The sequence below is a fragment of the Formosa haliotis genome (assembly GCF_001685485.1).
Classification (GTDB): Bacteria; Bacteroidota; Bacteroidia; order Flavobacteriales; family Flavobacteriaceae; genus Formosa; species Formosa haliotis.
In genome coordinates, this window is the sequence record NZ_BDEL01000001.1 from 3850959 (window position 1) to 3868902 (window position 17944).

Consider the following 17944-nt stretch of genomic DNA (forward strand, 5'->3'; position numbering starts at 1 on the left):
ATAGGATAACATTCTAAAATAACTAATGGTTAAAGTAAAAGATATTTTTATTACTAATAAATTCAATTTATCTTGTAAGAAGACTAAATTCATTACCAAAATCTGGAGGTTGGTTAAACACCGTAAAAGTTGTTTTAGGATTTTTAGAGTTGGCTTTAGCGTTTAAATTTTTAAGTCAGGCCGATTTAGTATTACAACTTCACATATTAGAGAGCGAGGTCTTTATCGCGATTTGGATTGCCATTTTTGGAGCCTTAGCCTTTTATTTATTCGGAAAAATTCAATTGCCACACGATTCGCCATTAACACATATTTCGGTAGGGCGATTAAGTTTAGGCTTGATCGTATTAAGTTTTACCATTTATATGATTCCAGGGCTTTGGGGAGCGCCTTTAAATTTAATTAGTGCCTTTCCGCCGCCATTAGAATATAGCGAATCTCCTTATGGTGTTGGATTCTCTAAGTTAGGATCGGGCGGTAGTGCAGCGGCTCATGGCGATTTACCAGAAGGCGCCCATTTATTAGCACCACACGATATTATGGCCTTTAACGATTACGATACAGGATTAGCCTATGCTAAAAAAGTAGGAAAACCGGTGATGTTAGATTTTACAGGTTGGGCCTGTGTAAACTACCGAAAAATGGAACAAAATGTATGGCCAGATCTAGGTGTTTTAAATATTCTTAAAAACGATGTGGTATTAATTTCATTGTATGTAGATGATAAGCGCGAATTAGAACCCGAAGAAGTTACAGAGTCGCAATTAAAACCAGGCAAGCAGTTAAAGTATATCGGACAAAAATGGAGTGAATTACAAACCATAAAATACAAGTCGAACTCACAACCATTTTACGTGATTATCGATCATAACGAAGACAAGTTGGTAGAGCCTGTAGGCTATCTGCCAGATGTGCCAGAATATAAAGCTTGGTTAGAGGAAGGGGTGTTAAAGTTTTAATTATATAAACCCTTACTTAGTGTCCAAGAACAAAAACATGCAAACAATCCTTTAGTTTTACAGAAAATCACATTATATAAATCTATTATTCTATCACTATATAATCATAGATTTATATAATTATGGAAATCCGTAATTATATTACAATGCTATTTAGTATTTTTAAAGATTTATGGATAAATATCTGACTATGGTCAATATTGAGATGATTAATACAAAAAAATAGTCGAGAAATTGAAATGTGAATGATAGCGGAATGAACTCTCGATATTACTAACAATGGGTTGTGAAATGAATACAAATTTTAGTTTTTTAAAAGATAATTATTTTAACTTATTTCAGTTAGCCTTGCTAGCCGAACGTAATTGTTATTCAGATCCTAGTACTACTTTATCAAAACTTAGAATTCTTTCAGAAAAGCTAGCTAGCATTTTAATTGATTTCGAACTGCTTGACGAGCCTTACGATAAAAAACAAATGAGTAGACTGACTGTTTTAGCGAATAACTCAGATACGCCTTCCGAAATCATTTCTATTTTCCATACCATAAGAAAATCTGGTAATAAAGCTTCACATTCAGGTGAAGGAACAGAAGCAGAAGCACGATATATGCTAAGGCAGACATTCTATTTAACCAAATGGTTTATTGAGGTGTATGAAAATGAAGATGTACATTCAGACTATGTAATACCTCAAGAATCATGGTTTGTTACAAATGATTCAAGAGCTGAAGAGCTTGAAGAAGAATTAGAGCGCCTTAAACAAGAAGTCGTTGGTTATAAACAAAAAATTAAAGAGTATACTCAAATTTCTGAGGAAGCAAAACAAGAACGTAAAGAACGAGCTTTTGCTAAGGTTATAAAAACTGAACAAACAGAAGCAGAAACTAGAGACCGTATAGATAAACAATTACGTGATGCGGGTTGGGAGTGCGATACCAAAACATTAAACTATAAAACATGTAAAACACTTCCTCAAAAAGGCAAACAGATAGCTATTGCTGAATGGAAGTGTGGTTCTAAATGGGCAGATTACGCTTTATTTAATGGCTTGGATTTAATAGGAATTATAGAAGCAAAAAAGCACATTAAAAATGTAATGAGCGATTTAGGCCAAGCAAAAACCTATAGCCAAATTATAACTGCAAATCACGATATAACATTTCCTAATCATCCAAATAGCGATGTTTACAAGGTTCCTTTTATGTTTGCCTCAAATGGAAGACCATTTCTAGAACAATTTAAAACAGCTTCAGGAATTTGGTTTTGGGATGGCAGACAACAAAAAAACATGGCAAGGCCATTAGCAAATTGGTTTTCGCCCAGAGATTTAATAGAAAAATTGGATTATGATGAGCGTGATGGTGTTGACAAACTTAAGAAAACAGGATTCGATTTATTATCAGATCCTAGTGGTTTAAATCTAAGAGCATATCAAATAGAAGCTATTAAAGCTGTAGAACATAAAATATTAACCGATAATCAAGATAGACGTGCCTTACTTGCTATGGCAACAGGTACAGGAAAAACACGAACTATGATTGGTATGTGCTACCGACTCATTGCTTCGGGAAGATTCAGACGAATATTATTTCTTGTAGACAGACGCATGCTTGGCGAACAGGCAGCAGACGCGTTTAAAGAAGTTCATATAGAGGGTTTACAAACATTTGCTCAAATATATGGGTTACAGGATTTGGAAGATAAGGCAGCCGAGCTAGATACCAAAATTCATTTTGCAACTGTGCAAGGTATGGTTCAGCGTATTGCGTATTCCGACGATCCGCCTAGCATTGGTGATTATGATTGTATTGTGGTCGATGAAGCGCATAGAGGGTACACCTTGGATAAGGAAATGGACGAAGAGGAAGTCGTGCTTCGAGATCAGTTAGACTTTCAAAGTAAATATCGCATGGTATTAGATTATTTTGATGCTTACCGTATAGGTTTAACTGCTACACCAGCACTTCATACTAAGGAGATTTTTGGAGACCCTGTATATACGTATTCTTACCGACAAGCAGTTATAGAAGGATATTTAATAGATTTTGAACCTCCTTTTGTATTCCAAACCTCTTTATCTAAAGATGGTATTGTTTGGGAAAAGGGAGATGAAGTTAAGATTTATGATCCTGAAGACAATGAAATAAAAGATATAGGAGTTACTCCAGATGAAATAAAGGTTGAGATAACAGGCTTTAATAGAAAAGTAATTACCGAGAATTTTAACCGTGTAATACTAAACGAGTTGATTTCAACCTATGGTGTTCTTCCTGAAAACAGAGATAAAACTTTAATATTTGCTGCTACTAATGCACATGCAGATACTATAGTTAAATTATTATATGAGGAGTACGCCGAATTAGGTGAAGATGTAGATGCTGATGCCATTGTAAAAATAACCGGCGATGTATACAATAGAGCCGATTTGTTGCGAAAATTCAAAAACGATCAATATCCTAGTATCGTTGTAACGGTCGATTTACTTACCACAGGTATTGATGTGCCAAGCATCTCTAATTTGGTGTTCTTAAGGCGTGTAAATTCACGTATTTTATACGACCAAATGATTGGGCGTGCAACACGGCGATGCGATGAAATTGGTAAAGAAGTTTTTAAAATATACGATTGTGTAGGTGTTACCGAAATCATGTCTAAAGAGCAGGTCATGAAACCTGTAGCGCCTTTAGTCACGAAATCTTTTGCCGACCTAGTAGAGGAGCTAGCGATTATTGAAGATAACTATTCAAAGGACGCCAAACTAGATCGAATCATTGCTAAAATCCAACGTAAATTTTCTAGTTTTAATAAGGAGCAGAAAGAGCAATTCGAAATTTTATCTGGAGAACCTACCGCAAGAGATTTCGCTAAAAAGTTAAAAGCTGTAGATCCTGAAGCCCTTAATAAGTCTGTTGAAGATTATGGGCATTTATGGGAGTTTTTAGATCGAGAAAAAGGAAAGGCATTTAATTACGGTACCCTTTACAGTGACCATGAAGATAAGTTAGAAGAAGTCTCTAGAGCTTACGAAAAAAATCTAAAACCTAAAGATTATCTAGAATCATTCACCGAGTTTATAAACAACAACAGAAACGAGATTTCGGCTTTAAATGTAGTTTGTACGAAACCAAGTAGTTTAACAAGAACTGAATTAAAAGAGTTACGCTTAATTCTAGATACTCAAGGTTTTAATAAAAACAATTTAAATACAGCATATAAAGAGGTTACAAACACTGAAATAATAGCAGACTTAATTGCACATATACGTACTTCTGCTTTGGGAGAAGATTTGGTAAGTCACCACGAACGTATAAGTAATGCCGTAGCAAAACTTAAGGCTTCCCATTCTTGGAATCAAATTCAGTTAAAGTGGTTAGATAAAATAGAAGCCCAATTACAAAAAGAATCTATAATAACCTTAGAAGATTTAAATAAGCCACCTTTTAGCGTCGATGGAGGATTAAAGCGCTTAGAGAAAGTCTTTAAAAACGAAACAGCTCAAATAATCAACGAGTTAAACGACTATTTATATGCATAAGTAGCAAAACCAATAACATGAAAAGCTTATTAAAACATATTGCCCAAATTTCAAAAAAATACGCGCAATTAAACAAGATTTCAGGAGATGCCTTTAATGTATTCGAGGTTATAAATGTAACTACAGATGAAGTGAGGTTGCACTCAAGATTCCTAGCTGAATTATTAAATCCTAAAGGCACACATGGGCAAGGCGATTTGTTTTTAAAACATTTTGTAGATCAATTTAAAATTCAATTAGATACCAAATCGGCAAAGGTAACGGTAGAAAAGTATATTGGACCTGTAACAGAAATAACAGGTGGGCTAATAGATATTTTTATTTCCGATAATAAGGGCGCTTCTATAACTATTGAAAATAAAATTTATGCTCCAGATCAGAATAATCAATTAATAAGGTATTATAACCATTCTCAAAATAATATTTTTTATTTAACACTTTTGGGAACTGAGCCTTCTGAAGATAGTTATATAAATACTAAAGTAAACCCTAATAAAGTACACGGAAAAACAAAATTAAATCCTAAAACAGATTTTAAACTACTATCATATAAGTATGATATAAAAGATTGGTTAATACTTTGTAGGAAGGAATCGGTAGAATTACCATTATTAAGAGAAGGTATTACGCATTACTTAAATCTAATAAATACATTAACTGGACAATCTGGAAATAATAAAATGAATACAGAAATCACCGAATTTATCACGTCAACTGAAGACCATTTAAAACATGCTGTTTTAATAGAGCAAAGTCTTACAGATTCCAAAATTAAAATACAAAGTAAATTTTGGGAACATCTAAAAGAAAAGTTAGAAGCAAATTCGTTTGTTATTAATGATGCGCTTAGCGTTACAAAAGAGAATATTCAAAATTATTATATTAAGAATAGAAACAGAGATGTGGAATACGGATTAATAATGGATGTATATAAGAAGGAGCATTTAAAAATTCAGTTTAAAGTTGAATTACATCTTCATATTTATTACGGCTTTCAGCTTATTAAAAACGAAGGCCTGATAAATCAAACTACTGAAGAATGTAGTATGTATACCAAGATACTCGATGGATTAGAGTGGCAATACGAAAATTCTGAAAGATGGCTAGGTCGGAGATTTACCGATGAAAAACTAAATTTTAGAGCTTTCAATTCAGATGCTATTTTTGAACTAGCAAACCCAGAAAAATTAGACAAAAAAACAACTATAATTGCAAATTCTATTAAAAACGAGATTGATGCTTTTCAAGAACAATTAAAAGCAATAGATCAATTAGAATTAATAAATAAAAAAGAAATACAAAACATATAAATGGCATTATCCACTCAAGAAATAGTAAATAAACTTTGGAACCTTTGTAACGTATTACGCGACGATGGTATCACATATCACCAATATTTAAACGAGCTTACCTTTATTCTGTTTTTAAAAATGGCAGAAGAAACCGACTATAACGATAAACTTCCAGAAGGTTACCGTTGGGAAGACTTAAAACAAAAAGAAGGTGTAGAATTGTCTACATTCTATCGTCAATTATTACTGACTTTAGGAACGGAAAGTACTGGAAACATTCAGAAAATATACAACAACGCACAAACTAGTATTAGCGAGCCTGCCAATCTTCGTAAAATTATAAAACATATAGACGAGCTGGATTGGTTTGAAGCCAAAGACGAAGGATTAGGCGACATGTATGAAGGCTTGCTAGAAAAAAATGCCAGTGAAAAAAAATCTGGAGCAGGCCAATACTTTACCCCACGACCATTAATTAATGTGATGGTGCGCTTAATGGATCCTAAAGTAGGCGAACGTTTAAACGATCCTGCTTGTGGTACCTATGGGTTTATGATTGCCGCACACCATTATATTTTACAACATAACGATATCTATTCGCTTACAGAAGCTCAAAACAACTTCTTGCTAAATGAGCAATACTCTGGTTGCGAGTTGGTAGGCGACACCCACCGTTTAGCCATGATGAATGCTTTTTTACATGGTATGGGCGGTAATATCGCTTTAGGAGATTCTTTAAGCAGTTATGGAGAAAGTGTAAAAAATATAGACCTTGTTCTAGCAAACCCACCGTTTGGAACCAAAAAAGGAGGCGACCGACCTACAAGAACCGATTTGGTTTACCCAACAAGTAACAAGCAATTAAATTTCTTGCAAGCTATTTACCGTAGTTTACATATACGTGGCGGAGCTCGTGCAGCAGTGGTATTACCAGATAATGTGTTGTTTGAAGATGGCGACGGCCAAAACGTACGTAGAGACCTCATGGAAAAATGTAATTTACATACCGTACTGCGTTTACCAACTGGTATTTTTTATGCTGCAGGTGTAAAAACCAATGTATTATTCTTTGAGCGTGGTACTACAGATAAAGGGAATACTAAAAACGTGTGGTTTTACGATATGCGTACCAACATGCCCAACTTTGGAAAACGTACCCCATTTACCGAAAGCTATTTTGAGGATTTTGAGAAAGCCTACACCGCCAAAGATCGAACCAGTATTAAAGACGAACGCTTTAAATGTATTAGTAGAGAAACCATTGCAAAAAAGAACGATTCTCTAGATTTAGGTTTAATAGCAGACGATAGCATTACCAAAGCCGAAGACATTGGAGAACCCATAGACATTGCTAAAGAAGCCCTAGCCGAATTAACAAGCATTACAGAAGAGTTGAATGCCATAATTAAAGCGTTGAACTAAATGAATAATTGGATAAAATGTAAAATATCGGATATAGCAGATGTTAATTCAGGAATAGGCTTTCCGAAAAACTTTCAAGGAAATATAAATGGGATTTATCCTTTTTATAAGGTTGGTGATATCTCTCAAACCTTTTTGAGAGGAGAACAGTACTTAACTGTGGCAAATAATTATATAGATGATGATATATTAATAGAACTTAAAGGGAAACTATTTAAGTCAGGTACAATTGTATTTGCAAAAATCGGTGAAGCTTTAAGATTAAACAGAAGAGCTATCATTAGTGAAGATTCTTTATGTGATAATAACGTTATGGGAGTTATTCCTGTAAAATCAGAGACAAGCAGGTTTTTGTATTACTATCTAAATACATTGGATTTAGGTATTTATAGTGCAGGAAATGCTGTTCCTTCAATTAGGAAATCTGTTGTATTAGATATAAAAATCCCCCTCCCCCCACTACCAGAACAACAACGCATTGTTGCCAAGTTAGACGAATTATTTGGGCATCTAGACAGTCTTAAAACCCGTTTAAACAACATACCACAAATTCTTAAAAATTTTAGGCAAGCGGTGTTAACCCAAGCCGTAACAGGTAAACTTACTGAGGAATGGCGTGTTGGGAAGGCGTTGGAGGATGTTGATTTTGTAGTGAAAGAGTTTTTAACTGATTTAGTAGAAAAAGAAAAAAGTCAAATAAAGAAGAAGAAGATAAAAACTTTAATTAAAGAAAAATCTATTGAGGAATACAATGTCCCTAAAGAATGGAAGTTTTATAAATTAGAAAAACTTTGTTTAGAATTCACCTATGGTAGTTCTTCTAAATCCTTAGATGAAGGATTAGTTCCTGTTATAAGAATGGGCAATTTACAAGCTGGTAAAATTGATTGGGATAAATTAAAGTATTCAGTTGATGAAAAAGAAATAGAAAAATATATGCTTACTGCTGGAGATGTTTTATTTAATAGGACGAATAGTCCAGAATTAGTTGGTAAAACTTCGATTTATTTAGGAGATAAAAAAGCAATTTATGCTGGTTATTTAATAAAAATTAAAACTAGTGAATTATTAAAATCAAGTTATTTGAATTATGCTTTAAATTCACCTTATGCAAAAGAATGGTGTTGGAAAGTCAAAACAGATGGAGTAAGTCAATCTAATATTAATGCTCAAAAACTATCTCAATTTAATCTCCCTTATCCACCAATTAAAGAACAAACCGAAATCGTAAACCGGGTAGCCCATTTATTTGCCAAAGCTGATGCTATAGACGCCCAATACCAAAGCCTAAAAACAAAAATAGACAGTTTACCACAAGCTATTTTAGCCAAAGCCTTTAAAGGCGAGTTGGTAGCGCAGTTGGATACAGATGGTAGTGCAGAGGTGTTGTTAGAGGAGATACAAAGGTTAAGGGCTGAGGTTGTAAAAAAAGGTAAAACAAACAAAGTAAAACAGTAAATGATTAAAGAATTTCTACCGTCAACTTCTGTTTTTGCAGAAATGGCAAATAATAATGTTGACCTAAAAAAATATAAATGAGTTTTATAATTAACACAGATATATTAAATAATACTTATTCTCAAAATACAGCTGAGATTCGTAGTGAATAATCATTTAAAGAATTACCATTTAGATACAAGAGCGGAAATTTCAAAAGCAGATTTTCTTTACCTGTTGCATGAAAAAAAAGCTCGTATTTCAAGAAACCCATTAAAAAATAAGGATATACCAATGCCAATAGAATCAGCCATAAGTATATATTCACGAGCATTACAGCAAAAACAAGACAATAGATTGGGCCTACATTGTTAGGTGTAATTGCTAGAATAATCTCATCTATAGGTAATATTGTTATAGGAAGTATTTAAGCATATTGAAAATTGAAGTTGATTAATAATTAAGAAAATAGTTTGTTTCGAAAAAAGAAAATTTAATTATGATTACATATACAGATTACGAAAAACAAGTTTATGAATGGCTTATGCAAAAGCATGAAAAAGACTCGAATTTCACTTTTTCTTTAAGAATGAAAGGTTCTAAAGGAACAGAACTAGATTATTTTATTGGTACAAAAAAATCTAATTATTTTGCGACTACCTTTTGGTCTATTCCTGTAGCATATCCTGGGTCATCAAGCGATTGTATTGATTTAATTTTTGGTATGTCAAACAATCTTTATAGCTATAATTTTGAATTTACCCAAACAAATTCACCACATGGTACACAAAACCAATCAGTTTTAAATTTTATAAAAGCACTTCATAAATCTACAATATCAACTCTTGGTTTTTCTTATGTTAGTCCAGAAAGTAACAAAATGTTTACTTTTAAAACCAATCAAAGACAAAATCAATATACGTCCTTACCTGACATGTTGCTAGATATTGAAAAGGATTTAGAAGTTATTATTCCTGAAGTTAATAAAGCCATAACAGCCGAAAAATTAAATAATCAAGATTTTAAAGCACACCGTATTACGCTTCAAGAATTTACAAATATGCAAACTAAATTAGAGAAGCGTTTTAAGAAATATAGTAACATACATAAAAAAGCTAACTACTGGATTTTTCAAGGAAATCCCGATATATACAATATAACCAATGCATTAAAAGCTGCTCATTTAAAAAGTTGGAAGGTAGGAGCGCATAAGGATAAAATTAAAATTGGTGATCAAGTTATTTTATGGCAAACAGGCAAAGATGCTGGTTGCTATGCTTTAGCAGAAATTACATCTGATGTTTCTGTATTTGAAGAAGAACCATTCGAAAAACAATATTATACAGACGTTTCAAATACTAAGGCTACAGATCGTGTTAAACTTAAAATAACGAAATATTTGGCAGACACCCCCATACTTTGGCAAGACATTAAAGATGTACCAACATTTTCTAATTTTAATGCAGGAAATCAAGGTACCAACTTTACGGCAACAGAAAAGGAGTTTAATGCATTGTTAGAGTGGAACGATACAAATGAGGACAATTCTTTTGAAGAAACTAGGGCAAAATTAGATCCTGTAAGCTTTAATGAGTTTATTTCTTTTGTAAGATTCATCATAACATCTTTTAATTTAAAACCAAACGATCCTAGAGTCGTTTATAGTGTAAGGGGGTATAGCTTAAACCTTATTATAGGACAAAAATATTGTGCTAATATATATGCTTCCAAAAACAAAGAAACTTTTGGTATAATTGCTACAACAAAGCTATCCAAAAACAGCGAAGAATACGCAGGTAAAAAACCTCAAACTTATTATAGTTATCTAGAAGAACTTGTTCTTGATGTTGAGGATAAGAAATCGGTAACAGATGCTATAGAAGGTGTTTTAGATAAAACCACAAAATCGGGCTATACTAAGTCTAACGATATAGATTTTCAAAATTTTCTTTTTGGTTTAGAAACCAATAATAAAACCGAAATTATGATGCAGGCTCCTACAAATAAAATACTTTATGGCCCTCCAGGAACAGGAAAAACATTTTATTTAAAAGATCAATTATTTGAAAAATATACGCTTAAAGAGCATGCTGTAACAAAAGAAAAGTATTTTGAAGATGTTGTTTTAAGCTTAACATGGTGGCAGGTTATTACCTTGGCACTTATAGAAATTGGTACAGCTAAAGTAAATGATATCTTAGAAAATAGATGGGTTGCCAAAAAAGCGAGTCTTTCCGAGTCTAAAAATGTAAGAGCAACCTTATGGGGTACACTACAAATGCATACCATTATGGATTCTAAAAGTGTGGCTTACAAACAGCGCCAAAACCCTTTGATTTTTGATAAGAATAAAGACAAGAAATGGCAGTTATTACTTGAAGAGGTAAAAGAGCAATGCCCTGAAATACATGATATTTTAAACGACTTAAACAACTTTGAAACAAGTCCTCAAAAAGTAATTAAAAATTACGATTTTGTAACTTTTCATCAATCTTTCGCCTACGAAGACTTTATTGAAGGCATAAAGCCTATTTCACCAGAAGAAGGAGAAGAAACTACAGATTTAGGATACAGAATTGAAAACGGAGTGTTTAAGAATTTGTGTATTAAAGCTAAAAACGATCCCGATAATAGATATGCTATTTTTATAGATGAAATAAATAGAGGTAATGTGTCAGCAATTTTTGGAGAGCTCATTACCCTTATTGAAATAGATAAACGAAAAGGATCTAAAAATGAAATGAGCATTACACTGCCTTATTCTAAAAAGGAATTTAGTGTGCCATCCAATTTAGATATTTATGGCACAATGAACACAGCAGACCGTTCGGTAGAAGCTTTAGATACGGCATTAAGACGTCGTTTCGAGTTTAAAGAAATGATGCCAAATCTTGATATTATCGAAAATGAAGAGGTTGAAGGTATAAAGCTTTCAGAAGTTTTAAAAATTATTAATAAACGTATTGAATTATTGTTAGATAGAGATCACACCATTGGGCATTCTTACTTTTGTAATGTTAATTCTTCAGAATCTTTAGCTAATGCATTTAATAATAAAATTATGCCCTTATTACAAGAGTATTTTTATGGTGATTATGGAAAAATTGGTTTGGTTCTGGGTAATGGATTTGTAGATATTATAAAAAATGACGAAGTGAATTTTGCGAGTTTCAATTATGAGAACTCAAATGATTTTAAAACATCAACTTTTGTTCTGAAGCAGGTTCATGCAGACACCGTTATTGATGCGTTAAAAGAATTATTAGGTATAACAGAAGTTATTTTAAATAATTGATAAAGAGCAAAATCATATCTGTTTTTGAGCATCAACGTTTATATGTTGGTGAACAAGGTTTCAATCAAGTGCATTTAGACGCTTTGTTAAAACTTAACGAATACCATGATGGTAATTATTTCGAACCTATTGCAAAAGGTATTAAATTTAATCAATATGTAGGTGTTATTCAAATTGACGGCCTAACTATTGAAATTCATCCTAAAGCAGATAAGAATGACGAGGACTTTAAATGGAAAGGTGTTTTACTGAAAATGCTACAAGCTTGTGGTAAAATAAAAGTAGAATCTACAGGAGCAGCACATGTAAAGAGACAGCATCTTAATCTATTGGAGATCTATTTCGAATTGTATTTAAGAGAAATAGATTATTTAATTAGGAATGGAATTGTTAAGCAATATAGAAAAGAAACTGCAAACACAAAAGCGCTAAAAGGGAAGTTGGAATTTGCAGGACATATTAGTAAAAACTTAGTTCATAAAGAACGTTTTTTTACAACACATCAGGTTTATGATGCCAATCATTTAATACACCAAGTATTGCTTAAAGCATTAAGTATTGTGGATAATTTCACGAAAGGAACTAGATTGTCTGATCTGTGTAAAAGAGCACTTTTAAATTTTCCAAATGTCTCAATTAAAAATATAACGATTCAGAATCTAAATAGCATTAAACTAACAAGAAAAACTATTGGTTATACTGATGGTCTAGAATTAGCTAGGTTAATAATTCTCAATTATTCACCGGATATTTCAAGTGGAAAAGAAAAAATGCTTTCTCTTCTTTTTGATATGAATGCCCTTTGGGAAGAATATATCTTTAAACAATTACAAAAACATTGTGTCGGAACCAATATTGAAGTATCTGAACAAGAATCTAAATCCTTTTGGGGTAATAACAGCCTAAGACCTGATATCGCTTTAAAATATAACGACAAGACTTTTATAATAGATACGAAATGGAAACGACCAAATAATAATGCAGCTTCAGTTAACGATTTACGGCAAATGTATACCTATTGTCGTTTTTGGAATGCTGAAAAAGCCTTGTTATTATATCCAGGGAATGAGTCTAATTATGAATATCAAAAATTTAATACAGACGATTATTGTTTCATTGAAAATGAACCCTTGTATAAACTAAAACACGAGTGTAAAATGGGGTTTGTTTCTGTAGTTGACGAAAATGGTGGTTTAAATAATAATATTGGTGAAATCGTTTTGAATATTTTGAGAGCAGAATAATTTCATTCGAAACCTATTAAAAATTCATATAATTCATAAAGTACGGAGAATTTTTATTATTATCTTGATATTGGATTTTATTATGGTTCATAACGTATAAGTTATAGTGGTTGAAAAGAAAACTAAATAATCTACATTTTCTAAATACGTCACCATCCTAAAAACATTAAATGTTAACCTATGATTTAAATTATATCATACCAAAAATACAAGCTGCAATTCCTTGCAGAAGAAACTATTTTAAAATCTACCTTTTTAGCCCTTTTATAGGCTATAAAAAATGGTCATTGCATATTAGAAACTTAGGCATTATTTTAACCAGTTTTTAGCTATATTTTGAAAAATGGGGTCGGCTTTAACTTAGCCAATCCCTCGATTTATAACTAACACACCTTTCGGGATAGTGTCCAAGAGTTTCTAAAGGATTATAATTGCTCTAATCTAAAGTTCTTAATATAAACTTTTTCTTGGTTTCCACCAGCAATAGACAGTTTATAAAAGCCATATGAAGTTGCAGTTGAAGCAGGGCCTAGGTAAATACCATTAGAATCTAAAAAGTTAAATTCAGCATTTTCAATTTTAAATAAGTTAGGAGCTGAATTTAATTCGTCATCTAAAAAAGAACAACTGATAGAAATTTTATTATCCTTCTTTTCAATATGGTAATTCACTATAAGCCATTCATTTTTGTTTTTAGTAACGTAATTACCTGTTTTTTCATAATGTTCCTTTGCAACCTTAAATAGAGATCGCTTGTTTTTATAGTCTTCATTTGTTATTAATTTATCTTGATCCGGATAGTATTTATTAACCCCTTCTCTAGTTGTTTTCCCAATTTTGCTATAAGCTTGTTCAAAGTACATTTGCCCGTTTCCAGTAGATTTGGAAAATTGATTAAAAATGGGGGTAAAACAATATCTATAAGACAAAGCATAAGGTTGTAAAGAAATACGATTTGTTTCCGAAAGAAAAAGACTTAAATTAGGAGGTGGTATAGTGAATTTTTGATAAAGTCTATCATCCATGAAATATCCCATTTCAAAATCAATATTAAAATCACCTGCAAGATTTAATTTTGGAATAAGGAGCTTAGCAAATATCAAATTATCTACACTTATATCTTTAAATTCAGGTTTTTCTTTAAATTCTATTTCTAGTATATGGTCTTCAATAATTTTTGATTTAAAATATTGATTCTCTGAGATACTCCAGTACGTGTCATTAAAATTCGCTACATAAGTAAATGGATCATTTATATACGTTTCTTTTTTTGTAAGTAATTAATATAATATTTATTTATTTTCTCAAATAACACATCGGATTTTTTTCTCGCAACTTCATCAAAATGGTCGTTTAGTAAATTTACTGTTGCTACACTTATTTCTGCAATGCCTTGGCTCATTTCTGTTGCCGCAGTATTATTACTTCCCGACAAACTATGGGCTATTAAACTTTTTGCAGTAATATCGCTATAATTGGGGCTTTCAGTATTATAATTACTTAACACTTCAGAGGTATTTGTAACATCACTTTCAATTGCAATAGTGTTATTAGAAATGCTATTAGTTTGTTTTTGATTAGATACTTGTTTTAGATTCATTCTGTTGCTTTTATCAATCTCTTTTTGAGTTAAATCTTCTAATGAATTTAATGTAAACTGGACAGTAGAAATATAGGACTTCATGGTTCCGCCTTCTGGTTTAGGATAGGTCTTTTTTTGTTCGCCATCAAATGATAAATCAAACCCATCATTAAAAGCATTTTTACCTAATGTTTCGCCTGGTTTAATAGCCTTCTCTACTTGTCTAGTATAAGTAGTGCCACTAAAAGAATTGATCTTTATTGTTGCATTGTAAAGCAAGGTGTGATTAGTAGTATTAGTTGCTCTTAACACTACTGATTCTTGACCTGTATTACCACCGACTTCACCAATGGATACTATTTGAAAATCAATACTTGGTATTTGTTGGGGGATTTTCCAAACGAGTTTTCCTTCTATTACACTTTGACAATGTAAAACTGATTGAAAAAGAAGAAAGTAGAATAGTATATTCATTTTAGTAAAAGAAGTATTCATAATGTATTGATTTAATGTTTTAAACTGTATTAAAATTAAATTAAAGTCATTTTAGATAAAATACCTCTTTTGAGGTATTTTATCTAAAATAAAAGAGAATGAATTGTCTGTTAATTGAATAGGTATGTTGTAAGTTGTTTCCTGTAGGTTCTGTCTCAAACTAATCCAAAATGTTGTTACTAATTATAAATCACAATGTATTATATTGCAAAAACTATAATTTTAGCAAACAATTAATCATTAGAATATATAATTAAATACTATGAGTACATTTTTAACAGGTGATGATTTAAATGATGCAATTGATGATATTATTACAAATGCCAAAAAATTTATCCAAATTACATCACCTTATATAAAATTAGATGACCATTTTAAAGAACGATTTAATATAATTAAAAACAATCCATCAATTTATCTTCAGATATTGTTTGGTAAAAATGAAGATAACTTTTATCGCAGTCTAAAAAGTGAAGATTTAGAATATTTTAAATCCTTTCCCAATATATCTATTATTTATGAGTCAAGACTCCATGCTAAAAGCTATGTTAATGACTCTGATGGTGTTATCACGTCTATGAACTTATATGATTATTCAGCAGAAAATAATGTTGAGTATGGTGTCGCATTTAGTAAAGGTAAATTAACGGATAAAGTTTATCAAGACCATTTAGATCATCATTATGACTTGTTAGAAGAAAGTGCACATTGTGTGTATATCAAACGTCCAGTTTTTAAAACGGCTTTATTAGGTTTTAGTAAAAATTATCTGAGATCAGAAGTATTGTTAGATTTAATAGATTCATTTGACCCTACTAAAAATGAGTATGAGCGTATAGTTTATCAAGATATTGATGTTATAAGTTTGGATGAAAAAGAGATTATTCCTGTATTAAAATCTAGAGCAGAAAAGAGATTGGAAAAAGAACAACCAATTTTTGAAAGTCAGAGTGAAACAGAAGTAATATATAAAGAGGAAGAATTAGATATCCAAGAAATAGGGTATTGTATAAGAACTGGAGAAGAAATACCCTTTGATTTAGATAGACCACTTAGTTATAAAGCATTTAAATCTTGGGCTAAGTTTAAAAATTATGATTTTCCCGAAAAATATTGCCATAAAACAGGCAAAAAATCTAATGGAGAAACAAGTATGGCAAAACCAGTATTAGAGTAAATAAATATCCTTAACAAAACATCAATATTCGGCAGGTAATTAGGTGTTCGGCTATTGCTCTATTTAGTTTCATAATTCATGTATCCAAACCCATTTAGTTTACAACCGTATTCTAGAAAGGAGACTAGAGGGGGCATTAGTAAAAGAAATATTTATTATAAAAAAGCTTGCAACCACAAAATTTAGAAATTATAAAGTAAAATTAAGGTTACGAAGGCTATAACTTTAGGTTAATTCATAGTGCAGAAGCTTATCAGATTAGATAAGCTTCAATTATAAAGTAATTTTGCGTGTTTTATAACATAAAAAATGTCATACCTACTAATAGCAATATTATCTCAATCTTTTACTATAGCCTATCTATTTAGAAAGGATTTTAAAAAGAACAGACAAGAGTTATTCTTGTTGTGTATAGTACTTATAATGGCAATCATTTTAATAATGAAATTTGCCTTTTTAATGTTAACAGAAAATGTATTGTATGCGAGATACTCTCCAGCAATTACTATAGCGACACCTCCCTTATTGTTTTTATATGTTAAAAGTGTGTCTAGTGCCATACCTGTCTTAAAAAATGAAATTATTAAGCACTTAATTCCTACAGTATTACTAACAATAGCATTCGTAGTTGTGGGGATAAACATTGCTGTAAATAAAGATGACAGCTGGATTAATCCTTATAAAAAAGTATATGATGTGTTATTCTTCACAATAAACTTAACATATCATTCTTTCATTTTATTTATAATCTTAAATAAAAAAAACCATTCGAATCCTAAACTAATATGGTTAAAATGGCCTGTAATATTATGGATAATTGGAGTAACCTTATTGTTGTTTAGTAAGATAATTAATGATCAACAATTAATAAGAGCTTCCATCATATTTGCTATGATTGGCTTTATTATATTCTTAATCAAGTTATCAAAATTAAAGCAAAATGTAGTAGAACCTAAGAGTTCTAATACGACTGACATTAAATCAAATTTTACAATAAAGCCTAAATACGAAAAGTCTTCTTTAAAAGATAACGACTTAAATGCAATTTTATTAAAATTGGAAGAGTATATGGTTAATGATAGTCCGTACCTAGACCCGAATTTTGCGTTGATAGATATGGCTAATGATATTAAAATATCTAAACATAATATTACTGAGGTATTAAATACAGTATTGAATAAAAATTTTTTCCTTTTTATTAATGAGTATAGGATCAAAGAAGCCAAACGCAAAATGGCAATAAAACCAAACGAGAAACTAAATATTATTGCCCACTTTTCTGGTTATAAGTCTAAAACAACCTTTATAAAATATTTTAAACAAATTGAAGGTATAACACCATCAGAGTATCGTAAAAAACTAAGCCATAAAGACCCAAATTAACAGGTGTTTACTATGATATCTTTCTCTTAAAGTTAACTTAATAATTGTTTAACCTTAGTTAGTTATTTGGTTTTTAGGTTTTTAAGTGTTTAGCCCGCTTGGTGTTAACCAATTCAGGTTC

Annotated in this window: 10 protein-coding genes and 1 pseudogene; 9 read left to right on the forward strand and 2 right to left on the reverse strand. The window is 31.4% G+C overall.

The features are described from left to right. Positions 1–83: 83 nt before the first annotated feature. The 7 genes and pseudogenes from A9D35_RS16280 to A9D35_RS16310 all read left to right on the forward strand — a co-directional run. A pseudogene (locus A9D35_RS16280) lies at positions 84–959 on the forward strand (thioredoxin fold domain-containing protein); the annotation flags it as partial. A gap of 291 nt (positions 960–1250) precedes the next feature. Continuing rightward, positions 1251–4496, forward strand: coding sequence for a type I restriction-modification system endonuclease (gene hsdR, locus A9D35_RS16285; protein ID WP_066226206.1), 3246 nt, complete (start codon positions 1251–1253; stop codon positions 4494–4496). 17 nt (positions 4497–4513) lie between these two features. After that, entirely contained in the window at positions 4514–5806 is a 1293-nt protein-coding gene (locus A9D35_RS16290) for a PDDEXK-like family protein (RefSeq protein WP_066224980.1), read from the forward strand. Further along, entirely contained in the window at positions 5807–7210 is a 1404-nt protein-coding gene (locus A9D35_RS16295) for a class I SAM-dependent DNA methyltransferase (protein WP_066224982.1), read from the forward strand. Beyond that, on the forward strand, positions 7211–8668 hold the full coding sequence (locus A9D35_RS16300) for a restriction endonuclease subunit S (protein WP_066224984.1): 1458 nt from the start codon (positions 7211–7213) through the stop codon (positions 8666–8668). Positions 8669–9146: 478 nt separating this feature from the next. Beyond that, positions 9147–11942: an EVE domain-containing protein gene (locus A9D35_RS16305; RefSeq protein WP_066224986.1), complete on the forward strand. Its 2796-nt coding sequence runs from the start codon at positions 9147–9149 to the stop codon at positions 11940–11942. Next, positions 11939–13186 carry an McrC family protein gene (locus A9D35_RS16310; RefSeq protein ID WP_066224988.1) on the forward strand — a complete coding sequence of 416 codons (1248 nt, stop codon included), beginning with the start codon at positions 11939–11941 and terminating at the stop codon, positions 13184–13186. Before A9D35_RS16305 ends, A9D35_RS16310 begins: the two co-directional genes overlap by 4 nt. 425 nt (positions 13187–13611) lie before the next feature. Here A9D35_RS16310 and A9D35_RS16315 read toward each other — a convergent pair whose 3' ends face one another. Further along, entirely contained in the window at positions 13612–14289 is a 678-nt protein-coding gene (locus A9D35_RS16315; protein WP_066224990.1) for a hypothetical protein, read from the reverse strand. 149 nt (positions 14290–14438) lie between these two features. Then, a complete protein-coding gene (locus A9D35_RS16320) occupies positions 14439–15263 on the reverse strand; it encodes a hypothetical protein (protein ID WP_066224993.1) in 825 nt (274 codons plus the stop codon). Between the two features lie 262 nt (positions 15264–15525). Here A9D35_RS16320 and A9D35_RS16325 point away from each other — a divergent pair, with 262 nt between their 5' ends. Further along, positions 15526–16440 (forward strand): phospholipase D family protein, encoded by a 915-nt coding sequence (locus A9D35_RS16325; RefSeq protein WP_066224995.1) that lies wholly within the window; start codon positions 15526–15528, stop codon positions 16438–16440. 309 nt (positions 16441–16749) lie between these two features. After that, complete coding sequence (locus A9D35_RS16330) at positions 16750–17823, forward strand: helix-turn-helix domain-containing protein (protein ID WP_083191735.1); 1074 nt, start codon at positions 16750–16752, stop codon at positions 17821–17823. Positions 17824–17944 lie beyond the last annotated feature (121 nt).